20 protein-coding genes are annotated in these 23,858 nt (G+C 66.8%); 15 read left to right on the top strand and 5 right to left on the bottom strand.

The features are described from left to right. Nucleotides 1-82 precede the first annotated feature (82 nt). Nucleotides 83-1,354 (top strand): helix-turn-helix domain-containing protein, encoded by a 1,272-nt coding sequence (locus IU448_RS26720; RefSeq protein ID WP_267467263.1) that lies wholly within the window; start codon nt 83-85, stop codon nt 1,352-1,354. Nucleotides 1,355-1,431: 77 nt separating this feature from the next. On the opposite strand, the gene IU448_RS26725 is transcribed toward IU448_RS26720, so the two are convergent. Continuing rightward, nucleotides 1,432-2,283 carry a patatin-like phospholipase family protein gene (locus tag IU448_RS26725; RefSeq protein ID WP_195058477.1) on the bottom strand — a complete coding sequence of 284 codons (852 nt, stop codon included), beginning with the start codon at nt 2,281-2,283 and terminating at the stop codon, nt 1,432-1,434. 169 nt (nt 2,284-2,452) lie between these two features. On the opposite strand from IU448_RS26725, the gene IU448_RS26730 reads away from it, so the two are divergent. The 9 genes from IU448_RS26730 (at nt 2,453) to ramB (ending at nt 10,905) form a co-directional block, all read left to right on the top strand. Further along, nucleotides 2,453-2,833 carry a VOC family protein gene (locus IU448_RS26730; RefSeq protein WP_195058478.1) on the top strand — a complete coding sequence of 127 codons (381 nt, stop codon included), beginning with the start codon at nt 2,453-2,455 and terminating at the stop codon, nt 2,831-2,833. Between the two features lie 171 nt (nt 2,834-3,004). After that, entirely contained in the window at nt 3,005-3,874 is an 870-nt protein-coding gene (locus IU448_RS26735) for a nuclease-related domain-containing protein (protein WP_195058479.1), read from the top strand. 156 nt (nt 3,875-4,030) lie between these two features. Continuing rightward, nucleotides 4,031-5,857 carry an acyl-CoA dehydrogenase gene (locus IU448_RS26740; protein WP_195058480.1) on the top strand — a complete coding sequence of 609 codons (1,827 nt, stop codon included), beginning with the start codon at nt 4,031-4,033 and terminating at the stop codon, nt 5,855-5,857. An 85-nt stretch (nt 5,858-5,942) separates the two neighbouring features. Then, complete coding sequence (locus IU448_RS26745) at nt 5,943-7,166, top strand: multidrug effflux MFS transporter (RefSeq protein ID WP_195058481.1); 1,224 nt, start codon at nt 5,943-5,945, stop codon at nt 7,164-7,166. 139 nt (nt 7,167-7,305) lie between these two features. Further along, nucleotides 7,306-8,526 carry an inorganic phosphate transporter gene (locus IU448_RS26750; protein ID WP_195058482.1) on the top strand — a complete coding sequence of 407 codons (1,221 nt, stop codon included), beginning with the start codon at nt 7,306-7,308 and terminating at the stop codon, nt 8,524-8,526. A 1-nt stretch (nt 8,527) separates the two neighbouring features. Next, the gene (locus tag IU448_RS26755; RefSeq protein ID WP_195058483.1) at nt 8,528-8,809 is read left to right on the top strand and encodes a hypothetical protein; all 282 of its coding nucleotides are present in this window, start codon (nt 8,528-8,530) and stop codon (nt 8,807-8,809) included. Then, nucleotides 8,809-9,147, top strand: a complete 339-nt coding sequence (locus IU448_RS26760; RefSeq protein WP_195058484.1) for a DUF3349 domain-containing protein — start codon at nt 8,809-8,811, stop codon at nt 9,145-9,147. Before IU448_RS26755 ends, IU448_RS26760 begins: the two co-directional genes overlap by 1 nt. After that, on the top strand, nt 9,147-9,425 hold the full coding sequence (locus tag IU448_RS26765) for a DUF3349 domain-containing protein (RefSeq protein WP_195058646.1): 279 nt from the start codon (nt 9,147-9,149) through the stop codon (nt 9,423-9,425). The genes IU448_RS26760 and IU448_RS26765 overlap by 1 nt, the downstream gene beginning before the upstream one ends. Nucleotides 9,426-9,498: 73 nt before the next feature. Further along, nucleotides 9,499-10,905, top strand: coding sequence for an acetate metabolism transcriptional regulator RamB (gene ramB, locus IU448_RS26770; RefSeq protein WP_195058485.1), 1,407 nt, complete (start codon nt 9,499-9,501; stop codon nt 10,903-10,905). A gap of 463 nt (nt 10,906-11,368) precedes the next feature. On the opposite strand, the gene IU448_RS26775 is transcribed toward ramB, so the two are convergent. Beyond that, a complete protein-coding gene (locus IU448_RS26775) occupies nt 11,369-12,331 on the bottom strand; it encodes a hexose kinase (RefSeq protein ID WP_280456674.1) in 963 nt (320 codons plus the stop codon). Between the two features lie 97 nt (nt 12,332-12,428). Next, a complete protein-coding gene (locus IU448_RS26780) occupies nt 12,429-13,430 on the bottom strand; it encodes an XdhC family protein (RefSeq protein ID WP_195058486.1) in 1,002 nt (333 codons plus the stop codon). 638 nt (nt 13,431-14,068) lie between these two features. Here IU448_RS26780 and aceA point away from each other — a divergent pair. From aceA to IU448_RS26805, 5 genes are all read left to right on the top strand, one after another. Beyond that, nucleotides 14,069-15,358 (top strand): isocitrate lyase, encoded by a 1,290-nt coding sequence (aceA, locus tag IU448_RS26785; protein ID WP_195058487.1) that lies wholly within the window; start codon nt 14,069-14,071, stop codon nt 15,356-15,358. Nucleotides 15,359-15,932: 574 nt separating this feature from the next. Further along, nucleotides 15,933-16,796 carry a 3-hydroxybutyryl-CoA dehydrogenase gene (locus tag IU448_RS26790; RefSeq protein WP_195058488.1) on the top strand — a complete coding sequence of 288 codons (864 nt, stop codon included), beginning with the start codon at nt 15,933-15,935 and terminating at the stop codon, nt 16,794-16,796. 351 nt (nt 16,797-17,147) lie between these two features. Continuing rightward, a complete protein-coding gene (gene metE, locus IU448_RS26795; protein ID WP_195058489.1) occupies nt 17,148-19,457 on the top strand; it encodes a 5-methyltetrahydropteroyltriglutamate--homocysteine S-methyltransferase in 2,310 nt (769 codons plus the stop codon). Between the two features lie 297 nt (nt 19,458-19,754). Then, the gene (locus tag IU448_RS26800) at nt 19,755-20,807 is read left to right on the top strand and encodes an NAD(P)-dependent alcohol dehydrogenase (RefSeq protein ID WP_195058490.1); all 1,053 of its coding nucleotides are present in this window, start codon (nt 19,755-19,757) and stop codon (nt 20,805-20,807) included. 571 nt (nt 20,808-21,378) lie between these two features. Next, nucleotides 21,379-22,494 carry a S1C family serine protease gene (locus IU448_RS26805; RefSeq protein WP_195058491.1) on the top strand — a complete coding sequence of 372 codons (1,116 nt, stop codon included), beginning with the start codon at nt 21,379-21,381 and terminating at the stop codon, nt 22,492-22,494. Between the two features lie 22 nt (nt 22,495-22,516). On the opposite strand, the gene IU448_RS26810 is transcribed toward IU448_RS26805, so the two are convergent. Then, entirely contained in the window at nt 22,517-23,083 is a 567-nt protein-coding gene (locus IU448_RS26810) for a vitamin K epoxide reductase family protein (RefSeq protein WP_195058492.1), read from the bottom strand. Continuing rightward, nucleotides 23,080-23,826, bottom strand: a complete 747-nt coding sequence (locus IU448_RS26815; RefSeq protein WP_195058493.1) for a DsbA family protein — start codon at nt 23,824-23,826, stop codon at nt 23,080-23,082. The genes IU448_RS26810 and IU448_RS26815 overlap by 4 nt, the downstream gene beginning before the upstream one ends. Nucleotides 23,827-23,858: the final 32 nt, after the last annotated feature.

Here is a 23,858-nt window from a genome sequence, read left to right on the forward strand (position 1 = left end):
GGTATCCGGGCGCAGCGGTGGCCCTACTATCGGCCCAGGGCCGGAGGGCGCATCCGGTCGCGGCGAAAGGCGCATCCCACTGATGACTGATCACGAATCCGGGATCGGGCGCAGGATTGCTTATTATCGTGCCCGAAAAGGATTGTCCCAACGTGATTTCGCGCCGCTGATCAAACGGTCCGAGGCGTGGGTGTCGCAGGTCGAGCGAGGGGTCCGGCCGGTCAAAGCGCTGGATGTGCTGGGGCGGATCGCCGAGGTGCTGGATATGCCCGTCGCGGAGCTGGCCCCGAACGCACCCGCTGCCCGGGCCGAACCGACCCCGGCGCACACCCGGGCCCTGCGCCTGCTGCTGGCCACCGATCATGCCCTGCGCGCGATGGTGACCGAGCCGGCGGCACGGCCCGATCTCGACCAGCTGGCCGAACAGGTCGATATCGTCTGGATCTGCGCCCGGCAGGCCCGTTATGCCGAACTGCACACGCTCCTGGAAGTTTTGCTGCCGCAACTCGAAACTGCCGCCGCGGTGCGGGATTCGAGCCACGCCGATGTCCTGCTGGCCGAAACCTGCCAGGTCTGGGCGATAGCGCTGGCCGAACTGCAGCAGTTCGACGCCGCCTGGGCCGCCGCCGAACGCGCGATGCGCGTGGCGCACCGGCGCGCGGATCCGGTGCTCATGGCGGCCTGTGCGTTCCGGCGCACCATTGTCTTCCAGCGTGGGCAGCGTCTCGACCTCGCCCGGCAGACCGCCGAAAGTGCGCGCGCTGCCCTGGAAGGAATGCTGGATCAACCGGCGTCACAGGCGCTGATCGTCTACGGCGCGCTCACCCTGCAATCCGCGATCATCGCCGCCCGAGCCGACGATGCCGAACGAGCTCGCGAGCTGCTGGACGACGCCCGTAAAGCGGCGAGCGCCGCCGGAACCGACCGGGAGGAGTACCGGGTCGAATTCGGGCCGGCCGCCGTCGCTGTGCACGAGGTCGCCGTCGCGGTGGAACTCGGCGACGCGGGTACCGCGATCCGGCTGGCCGCCGAGATCGATACGCGCAACCTCGCGGATTTCCATCGCGTCCGGTTGCTCGCCGATACGGCCCGGGCCTGGGCGCAGCGGCGCCGGCCCGACCGTGCGCTGGCCCGGCTGCTCGACGCGGAGGCGCTCGCCCCGGAATACCTCGCGGGCCACCGAGCGGTGCGGTCGACGACCGTGGACCTGCTCAGCATGGACCCGGGCACGCCTGGGCTCGACGAGTTCGCGCGGCGTATCGGTATCGATATGCCGCGTGTCCCGTCGCCGGCGGGGCGCAAAAACACCGCGCGTATCGCATTGCGGGCAGCTCGCGGCCCGCGGAAACCTTGACGCCGAACCGCACGCGTGGCGGCCCGCGCCCGCCTGCCCTGTGCCGGCGGAATGACCGTTGCGGTCCCCCGGCCGGGTCAGGCGTCCGGCCAGAAATCGCGCAGCTCCGCGGCAGCCGCGGGGGCCTGGCGCAGCCCGGATTCGTAGGCCGGGACCAGCGCGGCCTCGCCGAACAGATCAGGGCCGAAAGCGGCTACAGCGATTTCGTCCGGCGCGATGGTGACCTCCCGGGCCGAGCCCAGGTTACGATCGGCGCGGGTCCGGGGATAGAGGTGCGCGAGTGGTTCGAGGATCACCACCGCGTCGTAACCGGTGGCGAGGTCGGCGTTGATCGTGGAGCGCACTCCGCCGTCGAAGTAGTGACGGCCGGCGATCTCGATCGGCGGAAAGATCCCCGGGACGGCGGTGCTCGCCGCCAGCGCCTGGGCGAGCGTGGCGCGGTCGTCGCGCGTCCAGGCCGTGCGCGTGCCCGAGCCTATATCGATCGAGGTGACCAGTAGGTCGTGGTCGGGCCAATCGGCGAAATCCACGAGTGCGCCGATCCGCTGGATGTGTTCGGCGGGGTCGCCGGTGTCCGCGCCCAGGGCCAGTTCGCCCACGCGCTGGAGAACGAGGTCGCGGTCCTGGTCGACAGCGCGCAACAGTGTGGTGATCTCGAGCAGTACTTCGTAGTCGTGCTCGGGTGCCGTCGCGGGTGGTTCGGCGGCCGGGCGAGGGGTGAACAGGGTGGACAGATCCGTGCCGGCGGCGATGGCCGAACCCACCACCGCACCGGCCGAGGTGCCGATGATGCGGTCGGCGCGAGCCAAATCTGTTCCGGCCGCCCGTAATCCATTGGACAGGCCCGCCAGCCAGGTGATTCCGACGGGGCCGCCGCCTCCCAGTACCAGGGCGATGGTGGTTTCTCGGTGCGATGCGGCTCGGGGCATGGCAGCAGGTTAGCCAAGACACGCCGGGCGCGCTCGGCTCGGCGGCTCGGGGAAGCCGGCGCACCCGGCCGGGCGGTGTGAAGCAGATCACGGTGTAACGCGGCGGGCGGCGAGGTAGAAATAACTACGTACGACGTACGAAGTTATGGGACGAACTTGTGGAGGCCTCATGCGCACAACTGGAACCGCCATTTCGCTCAACGTCGCCGACCCGGCCGCCTCGGCGGGTTTCGTCTCGGCGCATTTCGGTTTCACCGAACAGATGTCGGCCGACGGATTCGTTTCCCTGACCCATCCAGACGCCGGTGTCAACCTGATCTACCTGCGCACCGGGCTGTCCACGTTCAAACCCGCACGTATCGCCGGGGCGGCCGGCGACGGTTTGCTCGTGGTGTTCGTGGTGGCCGATATCGATACCGAATACGCCCGTCTGCAGGCCGCGGGCGCACCGATCGTCACGCCGATCGAAACCGAGGAATGGGGTGAACGCTACTTCCAGACAACGGATCCGAACGGAATCGTCTACCAGTTGGTGCAGTGGGTCGACTGAGGCCGGCCGTTCACCGGCCGGCCGGAAATTTCCGGATCGTCGGCCACTGATTCCTGATTCACCTGAGCCGCAGCTCATATGAGTGGTACGAAAGGGGCTGTCGGGTGAAGATCGACAGCGGGGGTCAGTGGTGGTACCGGGAGCAACGGCACGCAGCAGAGGTGGAACACGATGCTGGTGAAGGTCGACGATCGGGCGGAACTTTCCGCTGCCGAGCGGGAATTCGTGGAATGCCTGCGGCAATTGCCGTCGACCGGGCTGGCGATCGTCGACCTGAGAGTGGGGACCCGGCGCGGTACCCGCCAGATCGGTGCGGTGGTCTGGACTCCGCAGGGGATTCTGGTGGTAGAGGTGATCGGTTTCCGCGGCAACCAGAGCGGAATGCTGTCCGTATCCACCGAACATCCCTGGCGGGTGGGTGACGCCGTCGCCGATCTGGATCTGGAACTCGGGGCCGATCCCGTGCGGCGCGTGGAAAGCGCCCTGCAGGAGGTGCAGCTCACCTTCGAGCGGGCCTCCTACGATCCCGGCCAACTGTGCGGTGCGGTGGCGCTGATCCCGCGGCGGGGTGCGGTGTTACGGCCCGGCCGCGAAACGCTGCGACCGGGTCTCGATGTGGTGGTGGGCACTGTCGCCGAACCCACCGAGCTGCGGATCTTCCTGGAGAATTTCGCTCCCGGCCCGCCGCGCTGGACGCTCGGGCGGGTCTGTGCGGCCACCCGGGCGCTCACCGGCTGGGCGCCGGACCGCGGCGAGTTGATCGCGGCCGGGTTCGAGGACAAATTGCCGGAGCCGCCGAAGAAACCGCGGGCGTGGCCGCTGCGGCGGCGTCCGGATTCGCGGCGCGCGCACGATCTGATCGGCTGGGGCGTGCTGGCGGTCGCGGTATTCGGCATGCTCATCGTGCTGGCCGCGATCGCCGGTTCACTGTTCGCCGACGGGCCCGCCGCCGAACCCGCGGCCCCCAGTAGCAGCGCCGACCCGACCGTGCCGCCGCCGACCGGACCGGCGGAGTGCTGGCCACTGCAGGCGGGTTGCTGAGCAGGCCGGACGTCCGGTCCGGAGTGTCCTTCCGGTGTCGAGGCTACGGTTGCGTAGCCGTCTCCCGGTCCGGCAGGCTGCGGTTTGTACGATGTCCAAAAGCCTGTAACCATGCGGTCCGTCCGGCCGCCAGGTAATCGACCGGGAGGACGAGCGGTGGGCCACTACCAGGCGAATCTGCGCGATATCGAATTCAACCTGTTCGAAGTATTCGAACTCGGCAAACTGCTCGATGCCGGTGCCTACGGCGATCTCGATACCGATACCGCCCGCGAGATCCTGGCCGAAGTGAAACGGCTGGCCGAGGGACCGGTCGCGGAATCCTTCGCCGCCGCCGATCGAGAGCCGGTCGAATTCCGGCCGGAAACCCATTCCATCGCGGTCGGCGAACCGCTGACCAAAACGATCCTGGCCATCCGCGAAGCCGGCTGGAACCGGCTCGGCAAACCCGAGGAGATGGGCGGAATGCCCGCGCCCGCCGCATTGACCTGGGCGGTCAGCGAAATGATCACCTGCGCCAATCCCGCCGCGATCTTCTTCGATATGGGCGCGGCCATGGCCCAGGTGTTGTACGGAATCGGAAACGAACAGCAGCGGCACTGGGCGGTGGCCGGTTTCGAACGACACTGGCAGGGCACGATGGTGCTCACCGAACCCGACGCGGGTTCCGATGTCGGCGCGGGCCGCGCCAAGGCGGTCGAACAGCCCGACGGCACCTGGCATATCGAGGGCGTGAAACGGTTCATCTCCGGCGCCGATGTCGGCGATACCGCGGAGAACATCTTCCACCTCGTACTGGCGCGGCCCGAAGGCGCCGGGCCGGGAACGAAGGGGTTGTCCCTGTTCTATGTGCCGAAGTACCTGTTCGATCCGCAGACCTTGGAACTGGGCGAGCGCAACGGTGTCCATGTCACCAATGTCGAGCACAAGATGGGCCTGAAATCCTCGCCGACCTGTGAGCTCACCTTCGGCGGTGAAAGGCCCGCCGTCGGCTGGCTGGTCGGCGATACCCACAACGGGATCGCCCAGATGTTCAAGGTGATCGAGAACGCGCGCATGATGGTGGGCGTCAAATCGAGCGGTACTCTCTCGACTGGATATCTGAACGCGCTCGAGTACGCCAAACAGCGTGTTCAAGGCGCGGATCTGACGCAGATGTCGGATAAGGCGGCGCCGCGGGTCACCATCACCCACCACCCGGATGTGCGGCGCAGCCTGGCTATGCAGAAGGCATACGCAGAGGGTCTGCGCGCGGTGTACCTCTATACCGCCGTCCATCAGAACCCCGATGTCGCGGAACTGGTTTCCGGTATCGACGCCGATACGGCGCACCGGGTGGACGATTTCCTGCTGCCCATCGTGAAGGGTGTGGGTTCGGAGCGGGCCTACCAGTACCTCACCGAATCGCTGCAGACCCTGGGCGGTTCCGGGTATCTGCAGGATTATCCGATCGAGCAGTACATCCGCGACGCCAAGATCGACTCGTTGTACGAGGGCACCACCGCCATCCAGGCGCAGGACTTCTTCTTCCGCAAGATCGTCCGGGACAACGGGGTCGCGGCCGGGCATATCTTCACCGAGATCAACGAATTCCTGGATGCGCCCGGCGGGCGGCTGACCGCCGAGCGCGCATTGTTGCGCACCGCGCTGGGCGATGTGCAGGGTATGGCCGCGGCGCTGAGCGGGTATGCGATGGCGGCCCAGACCGATCCGGCCGAGCTCTACAAAGTGGGGCTGGGATCGGTGCGCTTCCTGCTGGCGGTGGGGGATCTGCTGATCGGCTGGTTGCTGCTGTGGCAGGCGGAGGTGGCCGCGGGGGCGCTGGCCGGTGCCGCCGAGGACCGGGACCGGCAGTTCTATACGGGCAAGGTCGGGGTGGCGAGCTTCTTCGCAAAGAATGTGCTGCCCACGCTGACCTCGACCAAGATTGTTATCGAAACCCTCGACAACGACATCATGGCGCTCCCGGAGGATGCATTCTGACTTCGGTGGCCGGAACCGGCGGGCGGAATCGTCCGGCAGGTAACTTATGTTCGCATAAGTAACTACCTGGAGGAGGTGTGCCGCTATGCCGACGACGACCCGCCCCGGAGTCTCCGGCGTGTTACTGGTGACCCTGGCGTTGCTGTCGGCCGCGGCCCCGTTCGCCACCGATATCTACCTGCCGGCTTTCACCGATCTGGCCGACGATCTGGGCACCGGTGCCGCAAGCGTCCAGCTCACGCTCACCACGTTTCTGGTCGGCCTGGCCGTGGGGCAGTTGTTCATCGGTCCACTGTCGGACCGGTACGGCCGGCGTAAACCGCTGGTGCTGGCGACCGCGGTCACCGTGGTGGTGACCGTGGCGTGCGCCCTGGCACCCAATATCTGGTTGCTGATCGCGATGCGGTTCGTGCAAGGCTTGTCGGCCGCCTCGGGCCTGGTGATCGGCCGCGCGGTCGGCGCCGACCGGACCGAAGGTGCGGCCACTGCCAAACTGTTCACGCTGTTCTCGGCGATCGGCGGTATCGCGCCGGTGATCGCGCCGCTGATCGGCGGGGCCCTGGTGTCCTTCGGCTGGCGGGCCGAGTTCTGGGCACTGAGCGTGATCTTCGCACTGATGTTCCTGGGTGCGTTGCTGGTGGTACCCGAATCGCTACCGCCGCAGAGCCGGCAGACCGCCGGATTCGGCGCAACGCTGCGGACCATCGGCCGGCTGACGGCCGACCGCGGCTACCTCGGCTATATCTTCACGTTCGCATTCGGGTTCGGCGCGCTGATGTCCTATATCTCGGCCTCGCCGTTCGTGGTCGAGAACGTACTCGGTATGTCGAACCGGGCCTACACGCTGATCTTCGCCATCAACGCGGCCGGCATGGTGGCCGTCGGAACGGTGAGCTCCCGGCTGATCGGCAGGCTCGGCCCGGAGCCGATACTGCGGACCGGCCAGGTCGTCACCCTGGTCGGCGGACTCGTATTGCTGGCGCTGCTGGCCGCCGGCGCGCCCGCCGCGGCGGTACTGCCGGTGCTCTTCCTGACTGTGATATCCGCACCGATGGTGATGGGTACCGCCAGCGCACTGGCCATCGGCCGCGCCCGCCACGCCGCCGGTAGCGCCTCGGCCCTGATGGGTGCACTGCAGTTCGGGCTCGGCGCGCTGGTCTCACCGATCGTCGGTCTGGCCGGCCCGGGCACCGGCGTCCCGATGGCGGTGTGCATCGTGGTCGCCGTCGTGCTCGGGATGCTCGCCCGGCTGGTGGCGCGTACCGCCGGCCCGGTTCCCGAACCCGAACGCCATCTCGTCCGAGCATGAACCCCGCTTCCGTTTCCCACTGGGGAAGGCAGCACGGTCGGAGCCCGGCGAACGCCGTACCAGCCGATATCCGAACACTTCGGCAACGGCACCGTACCGGTTTCCGGTGCGCCGCCACCCGGCGTGCACAATGCCAGTTGTGACAGTAGAGCTGCTGATCCTGCTTGTCGTCATTGTCACCGCGCTGGCTTTCGACTTCACCAACGGGTTCCACGACACCGCCAATGCCATGGCGACGTCCATCGCCACGGGGGCATTGCGCCCCAAAGTCGCCGTGGCCTTGTCCGCGGTCCTGAACCTGGTGGGTGCGTTCCTGTCGGTGGCCGTGGCGGCGACGGTGGCCGAGGGGATCGTCCGGCTCGACGCGGTCTCCGGGCACGAACTGCTCATCATCGTGTACGCCGGTTTGGTGGGCGGAATCCTGTGGAATCTGCTCACCTGGCTGTTCGGTCTGCCCTCCAGCTCGTCGCATGCGCTGTTCGGCGGTTTGATCGGCGCCACCCTGGCCTCGCTCGGCTGGAGCGGGGTGGTCTGGGCGAGCGCGGACGGCGGCGTGGTCTACAAGATCATCCTGCCCGCCCTGCTCTCGCCGATCATCGCGGGACTGGTCTCGGCCATCGGGACCTGGTCGGTGTACCGGATCACCCGCGCCGCCGAACCCGGCAAGGTGACCACCGGCTTCCGCTGGGGGCAGATCGGCTCGGCCTCGCTGGTATCGCTGGCCCACGGCACCAACGACGCCCAGAAAACCATGGGCGTGATCTTCCTGGCGCTGGTCGCGCACGGCACGGTCACCGCCGATACGGAGATGCCGATCTGGGTGATGGCGGCCTGCGCGATCGCCATCGCCGCCGGCACCTACCTCGGCGGCTGGCGGATCATTCGCACCCTGGGCAAAGGGCTGGTCGAGATCGAATCGCCACAGGGCTTCTCGGCCGAATCGGCCTCGGCGGCGATCATCTTGACCTCCGCGCATTTCGGGCTTCCGCTGTCGACTACCCAGACGACCACCGGTGCCATCCTCGGCACCGGAATCGGCCGCGGCGCCGAGGTGCGCTGGGGTGTGATGGGCCGGATGGCGGTGGCCTGGCTGCTCACCCTGCCGGCCGCCGGGATCATGGGCGCGGTGTGCTGGGCGCTGGCACATTACCTCGGCGGACTCGCCGGGGTCCTGGTCGTCTTCGCACTGCTGGCGGGACTGGCCGGGCTGATGTATCGCCGTTCGCTGCACGACCGGGTCTCCAGTCACAATGTCAACGATCCGGCACCGCCCGCGACGCCCCCGCCGGGAATGGCGCCGGCGCCGGCTCCGTCCGAATCGCGGGCCGAGCTGCGGACCCCTGCCGGAGAGGAGGCATGAGATGTCCACTCTGCTGAGCGAACTGCGCGCACTGTTCGACGTCACGCTGGCAGCGCTCATCCTGGGCGCCGCCGTACCCATGCTGTTCGCCCTCGGGGTGCGATGGTGGTCGGGCGCGGAGGTGACCGGCCCCGACGGCGCCGTCCGGCGTAACCCGGTCGCGATGGCCGGTGCATGTCTCTGCCTGCTCATCGTGCTGACAGTCGTGGTCGCCGGGGTGCTGTTCGTTGCCAAGGGCTTCCTCTCCGACCGGCTCGGGATCCACCTGTTCGGGGAGTCCTGATGGCCACGGACGAGGTGCGGCCGCCGCGGCAGGGCCTGCTGTCGCGGATCGTGGGCTGGTTGCGGGCGGGATACCCGCAGGGCGTCCCGCAGACCGACTACGTCGCACTGTTCGCGGTCCTGCACCGCGACCTCACCGAATACGAGGTGGTGCTGGTCGCCGAGGAAGTGCTGCGCGACCGGGTCGAACGGCAGGAGATCACCCACGCCGATATCGAGGCGGCCGTGGAACGCGTGGCCAAGGAGCAGGCCGGTCGCGAGGATATCGCTCGCGTCGCCTCACATCTGGCCGCCGGCGGCTGGCCGCTGGCCGCGCCCGCGCAGGAGGAGCGGCAATGATGCCCCGGATGCTGCACGCGGTCATCGACTGGTTGCGGCGCGGGTACCCCGACGGTGTGCCGGAATCGGATTACATACCGCTGGTCGCGCTGCTGCGGCGGCGGCTCACCGACGAAGAGGTCGAGCAGATCGCGACCGAGGTATTGAATTCCCCCGCGCACCGGCTGGACCGGATCGATATCCGGGTCATGATCACCAAGGTCACCGACGAGATGCCGTCCGATACCGATGTAGCGCGGGTCCTGTCCCGCCTGGACCCGCCCGGATGGCCGGAATGAAACCCGGCCGCTCTGGCTCGCGAAGTTGCTAACCCTGCTATCGCAGCTTGCGAACATCTCCTAAACTGGTCGTATGGCCAAGACCTACGTCGGGGCCCGGCTCCGGCAACTGCGTACCGAACGCGGGCTCAGCCAGGTAGCGCTGGCCCAGCAGCTGGAAATATCGGCGAGCTACCTGAACCAGATCGAGCACGATGTCCGCCCGCTCACCGTCCCGGTACTACTGCGGATCAGCGAGGTATTCGGAGTCGAGGCCACCTTCTTCTCCCCGCAGGACGACACCCGGCTCATCGCCGAACTGCAGGAAGTCGTAATGGACCAGGAACTGGGCATCGAAGCCGACGCCCGGGAGATCGCGGAAATGGTATCCGCCCATCCGAGCATGGCCCGCGCCCTGGTCAATATGCACAACCGCTACCGCAACACCAGCGCCCAGCTCGCCGCGGCCACCGAAGACCGGTTCGCCGACGGCTCGGGCAGCGCCACGATCAGCAAACCGCACGAGGAAGTACGCGACTACTTCTATCAGCGGCAGAACTATATTCATCAGCTCGATACCGCCGCCGAGGAACTGGCCAACCGGATCCGTTTCCACGGCGGAGACCCGCACAGCGAAATCCCCAAGGTCCTGCGCAGCCACGGCGTGCGCATCATGGAACGGATCGACCTCGGCGAAGGCGTCCTGCACCGTTACGACACCGAAAACCAGGTGCTCGAAATCGCCCCCCACCTCTCGGGCGGGCAGCGCCTGTTCAAACTCGCCGCGGAACTGTCCTACTTCGAATGCGGCCCGCTGCTGGAAAAACTCGTGGACGAAGGGAACTTTTCCGGCCCCGACGCGCGCCGGCTGGCGCTGCTCGGCCTCGCGAACTATTTCGCGGCCGCGACGGTACTGCCCTACACCTACTTCCACGAGGTCGCCGAGGACTTCCGCTACGACATCGAACGACTCTCGGCGTTCTTCACCCAGAGCTACGAGACGATCTGCCACCGGCTGTCCACCCTGCAACGACCGGAACTACGCGGTGTGCCGTTCTCGTTCGTCCGGGTGGACCGCGCCGGAAATATGTCGAAACGCCAATCCGCCACCGGATTCCACTTCTCTTCCAGCGGCGGCACCTGCCCCCTGTGGAATGTGTACGAGGCCTTCACCTTCCCCGGCAAGATCATGACCCAGATCGCCCAGATGCCCGACGGCCGCAAATACCTGTGGGTGGCCCGCACCGTCGAACGCCGCGCCACACGCTACGGCCAGCCGAGTAAAACCTTCGCCATCGGCCTGGGCTGCGAAATCCGCCACGCCGCACGCGTGGTGTACGCGGACGGAATCGATATGCGCGAGGTCAACGCCACCCCGATCGGCGCAGGCTGCCGGGTATGCGACCGAGCCAACTGCCCGCAACGCGCCTTCCCGCCACTGGGCAAAACCCTCGACATCAGCGAACACCGAAGCTCGGTATCCCCCTACGTCCTGAAATAGGGGCTGTATCTTTTGGCGCCGCCTGCGGCGGCGCGGGTTTCGGCCCCCTTGGTCCCTGCTGTCCGCACTCGATGCTCGCGGCTGCGCCGCATCGCATCGAGCACGGACAGCAGGGACGGGCCGAAACCTTTCAGGGCCTAGTAAGACTCGGCTCCGCTGTTGGTTGCGTTGGGGTTGTTGGTGGGCCGAAGCGATTCGGGCCTAGTAAGACTCTGCTCCGCCGTTGGTTGCGTTGGTGTTGTGTGTGGGCCGAAACGATTCAGGGCCTCGGACGACCCGGCACCACCGCTGGTTTTCGTGGGGGCGAGACCTTTCGGTGTCCGTTGGGCTCGGCGGCGCCGCTGGTGCGCCGGCTCCCGGGGCGTCGAGTGATTTCGTCGAACTCGGCGCCGTTGTCGGCCGCATTCGCTCCGCGGTGCGGGCTGCTGCGGTGTTTTCCGGTGCGTTGGGGGACGGTGGGTCTTCAACTCCGAGTGGAGCTGGAACCTGGGTTCGCCAACTCGGAGACCACGACGGTGGGGGCGAGGTGTCCGCGTAGGCGGCGATCTATTTCGCCGGCCACCGGAATGACCACGGAGGCCGCCGAGGTCGCGACTGCGTCCACCAGGATCTCCGGCCAATCGGGGGTGGTGGTGTTCGCCAGGGCGGCTATCACCGCGGCCGCCACGGTATCGCCTGCGCCCGTGGGGTTTCCGGTGAGCGGTTCGGGCAGGTGGGCGTCCCAGGCGCCGTCGGGAGTGACTGCCACCATGCCCAGTGGGCCGCGCGTGACGATCACCGCCCCGGCCCCGCGGTCCACCAGCGGGCGGGCCGTGGCGACCAGCGCGGCCGGTGTCTCGGCGCCGGATTTCGTCAGCTGTTCGAACTCCGCGAGCCCCGGCAGCAGCACCACGCCGGGTACCCGCGCCGCCATCCGCAGGGCGGGCCCGTCCAGATCGCATACCGTCGGCACACCCGCCTCCAGGGCCGCCCCGGCGATCCGGGCGGGCAGCCCCGGATCGATACCTTCGGGTAGCGATCCCGCGATCACCAGCCCCGAGATATGCGGCAGCATGCCCGAGACTCGCACCTCGAGCTGTTCGGAAGCATGCGGGTTGGCGACCCGGGCGCCCGGTTCGCGTAGCGCTGTCGCGGTGCCGGTATCGGATTCGCTGATCACCACGGTGCGCCGCACCCAGGGCAGCGCGTGCACGAAATCCACCGGCATTTCGGCTTCGGCCGCGGCGGCGAACGCATGATCCGCGAAACCGGTGGCCCGGGCATAGCGCCCCAGCTGATTCAGCACCCGTGTCACGTTGATGCCCTTACCGCCGAGTCGCTGCTCGACCGACCGAACCCGGTGCGTGCGGCCGCACGTGAAATTCTCGACCCGGTAGGTCACATCGTATGCGGGATTCATTGTCACGGTGAGGATCACGAGAACCACTGTCCACGAGCGTCGGCGCGCCGCAAATCCGGGCGGGCGGCGGGCGCGCAAGAAGCCGGTCGCCGGGTGTCACGATCCCGGCACGGAGATCGCGAAATCAGATCGCCGCCTCCGCAGGGAAAGCGACGGTGATACGGCCCAGCCGGCCGTTACGTGCCGCCACCATCTCCGCGGCCACCGCGAGTGCGGTCTCGGTGGCGGTCGCGGCGCCGATATCCATACCGGCCGGTGTATGCAACCGTGCCAGCAGCGCCTCGTCGAACCCGCTGGCACGTAGCTCGTCGAGGCGGCGGGCGCAGGTGAGCGCCGATCCCGTCACTCCGATGTAGCCGATCTCCGGGAGGCGCAGCGCCACCGTGAGCAGCGGAATCTCGAACTGTGGATCGTGGGTGGCCAGCACGATCCCGGTCGATGCGTCCACCTCGCCCTCGGCGACCAGTACATTCAGATATCGGTGCGGCCAATCGCACACCACTTCCGCACCCGGGAACGACTCCGGAACGGCGAACGCGGGCCGGGGATCGCAGATGGCCACCCGATAGCCCAGGAGCTGGGCCTGTGCGGCGAGCGCCGCGGTGGTGGTATTGGCGCCGAAGATCACCAGCAATGGCGGCGGGGCGTACGAAGCGACGAAGATATCGGATTGCGGTAGCGATACCAGCTCGGTCGCATGCCGCTTATCGGTGATCAGATGCTGGCCGATCATCCCGGGCTCCGGATTCCAGACCACGGTGAAAACCGTGACCCGCCGGTGTTCGGTTATTTCGGTGGCGACGGTCGGGAATTCCGGGAAATGGCCGCGCGAGAACGGTTCGGTGAACACATCGATTATGCCGCCGTCGCCCGCCGATTCGGCGCCGGGCACGGTGAGCCGGTGTAAAGCGCGCTGACCGGTACGGGCCGATTGCAGGGTGGCCTCGTACACGGTGTCCTCGATACCGGTGGACGCCATGGATCCGTAGATCATTCCGTCCGGGTCCACCAGCATCGTGGTCCCCACCGGAATATCCACGTACCCACCCGTGCGCACGATGGTGGCCAGCCCGCCGGTCCGGCCCGAACGCCACACCTCTAGCAGGTCGTCGACGATGTCGCGCATCAACAGCTCCGATCCCACCGTGCGACGGAGGGCAGGCGCTCACCATCGGCACCCGTCACCGATGACCGCGCACGTGACGGACACCCTAGCGCTGTTCGGTGAGAATTTGGCACGGCTGCGAAAATCTCATCCGGCCGAAGTATGAATGCTGTGCTAACTGGCGCGCCTGGCGAATGGACGACCGAAAATTTTGGGCGCCCCGCTGAACGCGGCACCGCCATGGGGCTGTAAGGCGCAGGTGTGGATCGATGTCTCGGTTAGCTCGAGCAGAGTGAGGTCGGGTGACGTCAGTTATGAACGTCCTCACAGCGGATGCCCGGGGTCGGTGCGAGTCGGCCCGGGTCGGTACCTCGGCTAACAGTACGGGCGTTACGCTAAAATCCCATGTCAGCGCTACTCGTCAGTAGATTTCGCGAGGGCAATGTGCTGGCTACTTTTGCAGACTTAACAATCTTGTGGTTGATCCTAGCTCAGATTCACAGAAGCAACAGGTAGACGGCGTTTTGATCGTGTGCCATGGTGTGCAAGTACCCCCGCTGGGCATTGCAAGCCTGCAAATCGTCGATCCAGCAGTGCGGTGCGGAAACGCACCGTCGACGCGGGCGACGGACCGACCGACCAAGGAAGTGGAGTCGAAGATGTCGACCACCGGCACCCCGAAGACCCCTGAGGAAATCCAGAAGGATTGGGATACCAACCCGCGCTGGAAGGGCGTCACCCGCAACTACACCGCCGAGCAGGTGTCGAAGCTGCAGGGCACCGTCGTCGAAGAGCACACCCTCGCACGGCGTGGCTCGGAGATCCTCTGGGACCTGGTGAACAACGAGGACTACATCAACTCCCTCGGCGCCCTCACCGGTAACCAGGCGGTGCAGCAGGTCCGCGCCGGCCTCAAGGCCATCTACCTGTCGGGCTGGCAGGTCGCCGGTGACGCGAACCTGTCCGGTCACACCTACCCGGACCAGAGCCTCTACCCGGCCAACTCGGTGCCGAACGTGGTCCGCCGCATCAACAACGCGCTGCTGCGCGCCGACGAGATCGCCAAGGTCGAAGGTGACACGTCGGTCGAGAACTGGCTGGCCCCGATCGTCGCCGACGCCGAAGCCGGCTTCGGTGGCGCGCTCAACGCCTATGAACTGCAGAAGGCCATGATCGCCGCCGGCGCCGCCGGTGTGCACTGGGAAGACCAGCTGGCCTCGGAGAAGAAGTGCGGCCACCTCGGTGGCAAGGTGCTGATCCCCACCCAGCAGCACATCCGCACCCTGACCTCCGCCCGGCTGGCCGCCGACGTCGCCCAGGTGCCCTCGGTGATCATCGCCCGCACCGACGCCGAGGCCGCCACCCTCATCACCTCCGATGTGGACGAGCGCGACCGCGAATTCCTCGACGGCACCCGCACCGCCGAAGGCTTCTTCGGCGTGAAGAACGGCATCGAGCCCTGCATCGCGCGGGCCAAGGCCTACGCCCCCTACGCCGACCTCATCTGGATGGAAACCGGCGTGCCGGACCTCGAGGTCGCCCGGAAGTTCGCCGAGTCCGTCCGCAGCGAGTTCCCGGACCAGCTGCTGGCCTACAACTGCTCGCCGTCCTTCAACTGGAAGGCGCATCTGGACGATTCCACCATCGCGAAGTTCCAGCGTGAGCTGGGCGCTATGGGCTTCAAGTTCCAGTTCATCACCCTGGCGGGCTTCCACTCGCTGAACTACGGCATGTTCGACCTGGCCTACGGCTACGCCCGCGAGGGTATGACCGCCTTCGTCGACCTGCAGGAGCGCGAGTTCAAGGCCGCCGCCGAGCGTGGCTTCACCGCCATCAAGCACCAGCGCGAGGTCGGTGCCGGCTACTTCGACACCATCGCCACCACCGTCGACCCCAACACCTCGACGGCCGCGCTGAAGGGCTCCACCGAAGAGGGACAGTTTCACTGAGCCGCGCTGACGCGCGGCGGGGTTTCGGCCCCCTCGGCGTCACCGTTCAGCCCTCGAGACTCGCGGCTGCGCCGCGTCGCTTCGATGTCTGAACGGAGACGCGGCCGAAACCTCCAAGGCCCTCGCTGATTTCGGCACCGCCGCTGGGCGCGCCGGATTCGGAATGGGCCACGGTCCCCACCGGCTCGGTCCCGGGTTTGCCCGGGATCGGACGTGGTATCCGTGACGGATACCGGCAACCACTACCTCGGTAGGGGTGTACCGCCGCCCCCTCGTAACAGCCCGACGAGGGGGCTTCGGTGCCTCTACTGTGGATCACGAAAACACAACCTCACCCCCATATCGGCACATCCGTCTTCTCACCGCTGTACGCGCCGGCGCCTTCCATACCGAGAACACTCCACGGTTCGGGCCCGTCTCGGTTCTGGAACGCAGAGCGCAGCGATTGAGCGCAGGAGTGTAAACCCGAGACCGAGGGGGCCCCGAACCGGCGACGCCGGAGGCGGCGCAAATAGGCACAGGGCCCCGAACCACGCGACGCCGAAGGCGGCGCCAAACGATACAGGAGCGGGACGTGAGCAGCGAAAAGATTCAGCGCGTCGGTGTCATCGGCGCCGGGCAGATGGGCGCCGGCATCGCGGAGGTGTGCGCCCGCGCGCATGTCGATGTACTGGTGTACGAGCAGACCCGTGAACTCGCCGCCGCCGGCCGGTCGCGCATTCTGCGGTCGCTCGACCGCGGCGTGAGCAGCGGCAAGATCACCGAACGCGAACGTGAGCAGACGGCCTGGCGGCTGCGATTCACCTCCGACCTGGGCGACTTCGCCGACCGTCAGCTGGTGGTGGAGGCTGTTCTGGAAGACGAGAAGGTCAAGACCTCGATCTTCGCCGAACTGGACAAGGTGGTCACCGACCCGAATGCGGTGCTCGCCTCCAACACCTCCTCCATTCCGATCATGAAGATCGCCGTCGCGACCAACAACCCCGAGCGGGTCGTCGGTATGCATTTCTTCAACCCGGTGCCGGTGCTGCCACTGGTCGAACTGGTGACCACGCTGAAAACCAGCGCCGCCGTCTCCGAACGCGCCGAGAAATTCGCTGCCGATATCCTCGGCAAAGAGGTCGTGCGATCCTCCGACCGCTCCGGATTCGTCGTCAACGCCCTGCTGGTGCCCTATTTGCTGTCCGCCATCCGGATGGTCGAATCCGGGTTCGCCACCAAGGAAGATGTCGACAAGGCGATGGTCCTCGGATGCGCCCACCCGATGGGGCCGCTGGCGCTCACCGACCTCGTCGGTCTCGACACCGTGAAATCCATCGCCGATTCGATGTACGGCGAATTCAAGGAACCGCTCTACTCGGCCCCGCCGCTGCTCATGCGCATGGTCGAGGCCGGACTGCTCGGCAAGAAAACCGGCGCAGGCTTCTACCAGTACTGAATCTTTGGCGCCGCCTGCGGAGGCGCGGGATTCGGCTCCCTCGGCGCCGCCGTTCAGCCCTCGAGACTCGCGGCTGCGCCGCGTCGCTTCGAGGTCTGAACGGCGATGCGGGCCGAAATCTTTCAGGGCCTCGTAAGACTCGGCTCCGTCGTGGGTTGCGTTGGACGGCCGGGATGCTTACGAGTGAGGCGCGGCCGGAAATTCTATGGGTGTGTTGCAGTCGGGTGATGTGGGCGTTTGGCGGGTAGGCAGGTCATGGTGCCGGAAGCGGCAACTCTGATTCGTGGGTAGAACCGGGGCAATATCCGTACCGTCGGCGGGTAATGGCCCCAAATGACACGGAGGTCGGCAATGGTCAATGTCAGCGAGGGGTTCGGGTCGAGTGTGCTCGGCTATCCGCGGATCGGTCCGCACCGGGAGCTCAAACGAGCGCTCGAGGCGTACTGGCGCAAGGCGATCACCCAGGAGGAATTGCGGGCGGTCGGTCGCGATATCCAGGAGCAGCAGTTCCACGAACTCGCGGCCACCGGGCTCACGCAGGTTCCCGGTAACACCTTCTCCTTCTACGATCATGTGCTCGACAACGCTCTGCTGTTCGGTGCGGTGCCGTCCCGGTTCGCCGAATACCGCGACGAGATGGACCCGCTGGATTTCTATTTCCTGATGGCGCGGGGCCGCCCGGATCTGCCGCCGCTGGAACTGGTGCGTTTCTTCGGCACGAATTACCACTACCGCCAGCCCGAACTCGACGCCGATACCGATTTCTCGCTGCATCCGGAGGCATTGCTCGACGAATGGGACCGGGCGATGGCCGCCGGTATCGAACTGCGCCCGGTGGTGCTGGGGCCGGTCTCGTTGCTGCTGTTGTCCAAGGCCGGCAGCGTGCCGGGCGAATCGGCGGGTTTCGACACTGTCGAACTGCTGGACAAGCTGCTGCCGGTGTACGAGGAACTGTTCGAGATTCTGGCGCGGCGCGGTTCCACCTGCGTTCAGCTCGACGAACCATGTTTCACCGCCGAACGGTCGGCGGCCGAACTCGCGGCGTTCGAACGCGCCTACGACCGGCTGTCCAAGGCCCCGCTGCGACCGCGGCTCCTGGTCACCGGGCAGTACGGTGATTTCGGCGAGGCGCTCACCATCCTCGCCGCCTCCGGCGTGGAGGCGATCGGCCTGGACCTGGCCTCCTACCGGATTCGCCCCGAGGTGCTCGCCGCCATCCCCGGTATCCGGCGTAAACGGCTGTACGCGGGGGTGATCAGCGGCACGAATGTGTGGCGGGCCGACCGCTACGTCACCCTCGAATACCTGAACGAACTCGCCGCGGTGTGCCCCGACCTCGTGGTCTCCACGGGGACCACGCTGCTGCACGTGCCATACGATGTGCTCGCCGAATACGATATCGACGGCAATGTGGCCGATCGGCTCGCCTTCGCGAAGCAGAAGGTCGGCGAGGTCGTTTCCCTGGCGAAAGCGCTCACCGAGGGGCCCTCCGACAAATGGCGTAAACGCCCCGGCGAAGTGCATTTCAAACAGAAGCACGCCGTGCGTCAGCGGGTCTATGCGATCACACCGCAGATGCGTGAACGCCAACCCTATTCGGTGCGCCGGGCCGCGCAACAAGAGAAACTGCAGCTACCCCCGGTGCCCGCGACCACGCTGGGCTCGTACCCGCAGAGCGCCGAAGCGCGGCAGGCCCGCCACCAATTGGGTGAGGGCCGGATCTCCTACGACGAATACCGCAAGAAAATCGAATCGGAGATCGCCGCGACAATCGCGCTGCAAGAGGATATCGGCCTCGATGTGCTGGTCCACGGCGAACACGAACGCAACGATATGATCCAGTACTTCGCCGAATTGATGGACGGTTTCGCGACCACGCATTTCGGCTGGGTGCAGGTGTACGGTTCCCGTTGCGTGCGGCCGCCGATCATCTACGGCGATGTGTCCCGGCCGGCCCCGATGTCGGTGGGGTGGATTACTTACGCGCAGTCGCTCACCGATAAACCGGTCAAGGGGATGGTCACCGGCCCGGTCACGATGGTCGCGCGCTCCTTCGTCCGGCAGGACCAGCCGATCTACGAAACCGCCGATCAGGTGGCGCTGGCCATCCGCGACGAGGTGGTCGATCTGGAACGCGCCGGTATCGGCATCATCCAGGTCGACGAGCCCGCCCTGCGCGAGCTCTGGCCCGCCCGGCCCGAGGGCCGCACCGAATACCTGCGCTGGGCGATCGGCGCGTTCCGACTGGCTACCTCCGGGGTGCGGCCGGACACCCAGATCCACACCCATATCCCGTACTCGGGCCGCACCGAGATCGTGGAGGCCATCGAACAGCTGGACGCCGACGTCACCGCAATCGTGGCGACACGGTCCATCGAGTGGGTGCTCAAGGCGCTGGAGGAGGATTACGCCTCCGGGCACGGCCTCAGCCACGGCGTGGGGCCGGGTGTCTACGAGAGCCGTTCGGCCCGGATTCCCGATATCGACGAATTGGACGAACTGCTGACCGCCGCGGCGGCCGCTGTCGGCCCCGAACGCCTGTGGGCCAACCCGGACGGCGGCCTGAAAACCCGCCACCACTGGCAACTGGACCCGGCCCTGCGCAACATGGTCGCCGCCGCCCGCCGCGTCCGCCGCAGGTTGCGCGAAGCCGCGCAGTAGCACGCTGCCCGGCGCCGCATAGTCAGTTGCACTGCGGTCGGCAGGTGCGGCTTACGGAGGCTGTGAATAGAGCTACAGACGGCTCTCCGATCCGGCCCCCGGTGCAGCGACGCACAGCCCTCGAAACCCGACGCAACCAACGGCTGGTGCCGAGTTCAGCGAGGCCCTGTGAGGTTTTGGCCCGCGTGGTCGTTCAGCGCTCGATGCGATGCGGCGCAGCCGCGAGTGTCGAGTGCTGAACGACCACGCCAAGGGGGGCAAAACCCGCGCGGCCGGAGGCCGCGCCATCATTGCAGCATGAGTAGTGCTGCCGCTTATGCCATGGCCGGTCCCGATGCCGCGTTCGAGAAGGTCACCATCGAGCGCCGGGCCCTCGGTCCGCGCGATGTGCTGATCGATATCGCCTACGCCGGGATCTGCCATTCCGATATCCATACCGCGCGCAACGAATGGGGTGGGGCCGGATACCCGTGCGTTCCGGGACATGAAATCGCCGGTACGGTGGCGGCGGTCGGGTCGGCGGTCACCCGTCATCGGGTCGGGGACCGGGTGGGGGTGGGTTGTATGGTCGATTCCTGCGGGGTGTGCGAACCGTGTCTGCAGGAAGAGGAGCAGTACTGCCTGCGCGGTGCGGTGATGACCTACAACGGCCGCGTACCCGAAGAGGTGCAGGCCGGCGGGTACACCCTCGGCGGCTACTCCACCCAGATCGTGGTGACGGAGAACTTCGTCCTCGGAATTCCGGAGGGGATCGACCTGTCGGTCGCCGCGCCGTTGCTGTGCGCGGGGATCACCGTGTATTCGCCACTGCGGCATTGGGGAGCCGGGCCGGGTAAGCGGGTCGCGGTTATCGGAATGGGCGGGCTCGGGCATATGGCCGTGAAGATTGCCGCGGCGCTGGGCGCCGAGGTGACGGTTCTCAGCCATTCCCTGAGCAAACAGGAGGACGGGAAACGGTTCGGCGCCCAGCACTACTATGCCACCAGCGATAAACAGACGTTCCGGGAACTGCGCAGCCACTTCGACCTGATCATCAATACCGTTTCCGCTGATCTGCCGATCAACGACTATATGAAACTGTTGCGCCTGGACGGCACGCTCGTCGTACTGGGGCTGCCGGAGCAGCCGCTGGCGGTGCAGCCGAAGGTGCTGGCCGGGCGGCGGCGGTCGCTGTCGGGTTCGATGATCGGTGGTATCGCGCAAACGCAGGAAATGCTGGATTTCTGCGCCGCGCACGGAATCGGTGCGGAAATCGAGGTTATTTCCGCGGACGAGATCGACGGTGCCTACGAGCGGGTTGTGGCCAGTGATGTGCGGTACCGATTCGTGATCGATACGGCGACCATTTGATGCCCGGTCCGGCCTGAATTCGGCCGGGGCAGGACGACTGGATCGACCGTTGTCGAACAATGCCGCCTTCCCCAGGGGTGGTGTTTCTCCCCATGTGGAGAAGCCTGTGGAAAAACTCGTCGGCCTTGTGGATGAGCGGATGCAGTTGTGGATGGATTTCTCCGGGCATTCGATGGTCGGTCCCGGAAATCTATTGATTCGGTGACCGATGGATAACGACCGGGGCGGGATTTCCGTCGGGCTTTTTCTTCCGTTGCGAACCGGAAAACAACCTGTCAGCGGGTTGTTTTCCGGCCTCGGCCGCGCACCGGAGGCCCACCGCTGTGACGTGGGCGTGACCGTGGCGGGCCCGTGGATAACGAATCCACAGGTCGGGCGGGAGGTTGTACCCAGGCGTCGAGCGCCCTGTGGATAACTGGGGAAACCTGTGGATAACTTTTCCCTCCGCAGGTCGTGGCACGGCTCGACCGAATAAATCCTCCCGGCCGCCGCTGACTTGGGAGACACTTGACGGTATGGCTTCGCCCCGAACCGAACGTGCCCAGCGGCGCCGATAAACACAGGAGGCTCGTTGGACGACCAGTGGCAGGGCACCGGGCCCGGGCGGCCGGGCGGCGGCGGGCGTGTGCTTGTCACCGTGTTCGCCGTCGTGCTGGCATTCGGCGCTCTCTTCGGGTATCGGGGTGAACTGCCCGGCCTGGCCCGCCCGGGCCCGGAGGTGGCGGTGGCGCCCGCACGGCCGGTGCCGCGGCCGCCGTTGGACGCCGACGATGTCACCCGCGATGTCTCGCCCGTTCTGGTGAACATCACCGCCACCACCCGGCCGTTCGGGGCGGCCGCGGCCGGGTCGGGGATCGTTCTCACCGGCGACGGCCAGGTGTTGACCAGTCATCATGTCGTGAAAGGCGCGAAAACGGTCCAGGTCAGCCGGGTTGCGGACGGAGCGATGTACAGCGCGCAGGTCCTCGGTTACGACGCGCGCGCCGATATCGCGTTGCTTTCGCTCACCGGGGCCGCCGGCCTGGCGGCAGCCCGGATCGGCAGCTCCGCCGATCTGCGGGTCCGGGACGAGGTGCTGGCGATCGGTAACGCCGGCGGCAGCGGCGCGGCAACCGCTGTTAGGGGCCGGGTCAGCGATCTGGACAGCACGATCATGGCGGTGAACGAGCAGGATCTGTCCCGGCAGGCGCTCACCGGGATGCTGGAGATCGAGGCCCCCGTCAGTTCCGGGCAGTCGGGGGGTGCGTTGGCCGATCACACCGGTGCGGTGGTGGGTGTGATCGCGGCAGCCTCCGGGGACCGCGACCCACCTCCGGGCGATACCGCCGATCCACCGAACGGGTACGCGGTACCGATCGATTCGGCCATGCGGGTCGTGCGCCAGATCCGGTCGGGAACTCCCACCGAATCGGTGCATATCGGCCCCGCCGCGACCCTGGGCGTGGTGATCTCCGATGCGAGTCCGCGTGGCGCGCGCATCGATATGGCGATCCCGGGCCTGCCCGGCCAGAGCGCGGGGCTGGCCAGCGGCGAGATCGTCACCTCGATCGACGGCCGCGCTGTCACCAGCGCCCGGGCCCTGCGCACGGCGATCGACACCCGCCGGCCGGCCGAGGTCGTGCGGTTGGGGGTGCTGGAAACCGACGGTGACAAGCGGGTCGTCTCGGTGCGGTTGGCACCCGGGTAGACCCGCCCGCAGCGGTCGGCGATCAGACCAGTGACAACCAGTAGTCCTGGAATCGCAGGAACACCAGCACCAGAACCAGCGCGTAGAAGACGGCCACGAACGTCCAGCGCCATTCCGCGACAACCCGTAGCGCGCCGCGGTCGTTACCCCACAGCTGGCCGGTGAGCATCGCGAGCAGCGGGGTGATGATCGCCCAGACGACCATGCAGTACGGGCACAGCGCGTTGATCCGGTACAGGCTCTGGAAGATCAGCCAGCAGATGAACAGCGTTCCCGCAGCCGTGCCCAGCCACAGGCCCGCCCAGATCCAGCGGGGCAGGCCGACGCCCGCGACCGCAGACACCGCCAGCGTGACGACCACCGAGAACCCGACCACGCCGATGATCGGGTTCGGGAATCCCAGTACCTGCGCCTGATCGGTGAGCATCACCGATCCGCAGGACAGTACCGGGTTGAGACTGCACGACGGCACGTACCCGGGTTCGCTGAGCAGTTTGAAATCTTCGACCAGCAGGACCAGCGCGGCTACCCAGCCGGCCAGGCCGGTCAGGAGCATGATCCAGGCGGCCCGCGGCGAGGTGGTGATCACCGGCCCGCAGCCGCCTGGATCGCGGTGGCCAAGGGGGCGGTGTCGAAACCGGTCCGTTCCTGGTTGAGGGTGAGGTTCACCTGCTCACCGTTGACGAAAACCGTCGGCGTGCCGTCGATACCCTCGGACAGCGATTTATCCGACATCTCGGCGACATAGCTTTCGTAGGTGCCATCGTTGATGCACTTGTCGACTGCCGGATCGGTGTAGCCGGCCTCGTGCGCGATATCGATGAGTTCCTCGTTCGTCAGGCCGGCCCCGCCCTCGGGCGGCTGCTTCCGGAACATCAGTTCCAGCCAGTCCGGGTAATTCTCGGTGCCCTTGTCCGCGACACAATACGACGCGTTGGCCGATCGGGTGGAGTAGTCGGTGGTGGACATGTTGTCCAGATAGCCGACGATGTTGTATTCGATCTGCGCGGTGCCGTCGGCCACCGACTGCTGTAGCAGTTCGCTGTGATCGGCTTCGAACTGTTTGCAGACCGGGCACTGCATATCGGCGACGATCCGCACCGTCGCGGGGGCATCGGGCTGCCCGATCCGGATCGCGCCGTTCTCGGTGGCCGCTGCCGGTACCGGTCCGTCGTAGTCGGAACCGGAGTTGCGCACGGCCAGGCCGATCCCGATCGCGGCGACCAGTGCCACCAGCACCGCGGTGACGCCCACCTGTATCGCGATCTTGCGATTGCGTTCCGCGCGCTGGGCCGCCGCCAGGGGATTCGGCCGCCCGGGTTTCTTGCTCACCGTGCGTTCACCACGCCTTTCGCTACCTGGAT

Origin of the sequence: Nocardia flavorosea (assembly GCF_015477805.1) — a bacterium.
GTDB lineage: Bacteria > Actinomycetota > Actinomycetes > Mycobacteriales > Mycobacteriaceae > Nocardia > Nocardia flavorosea_A.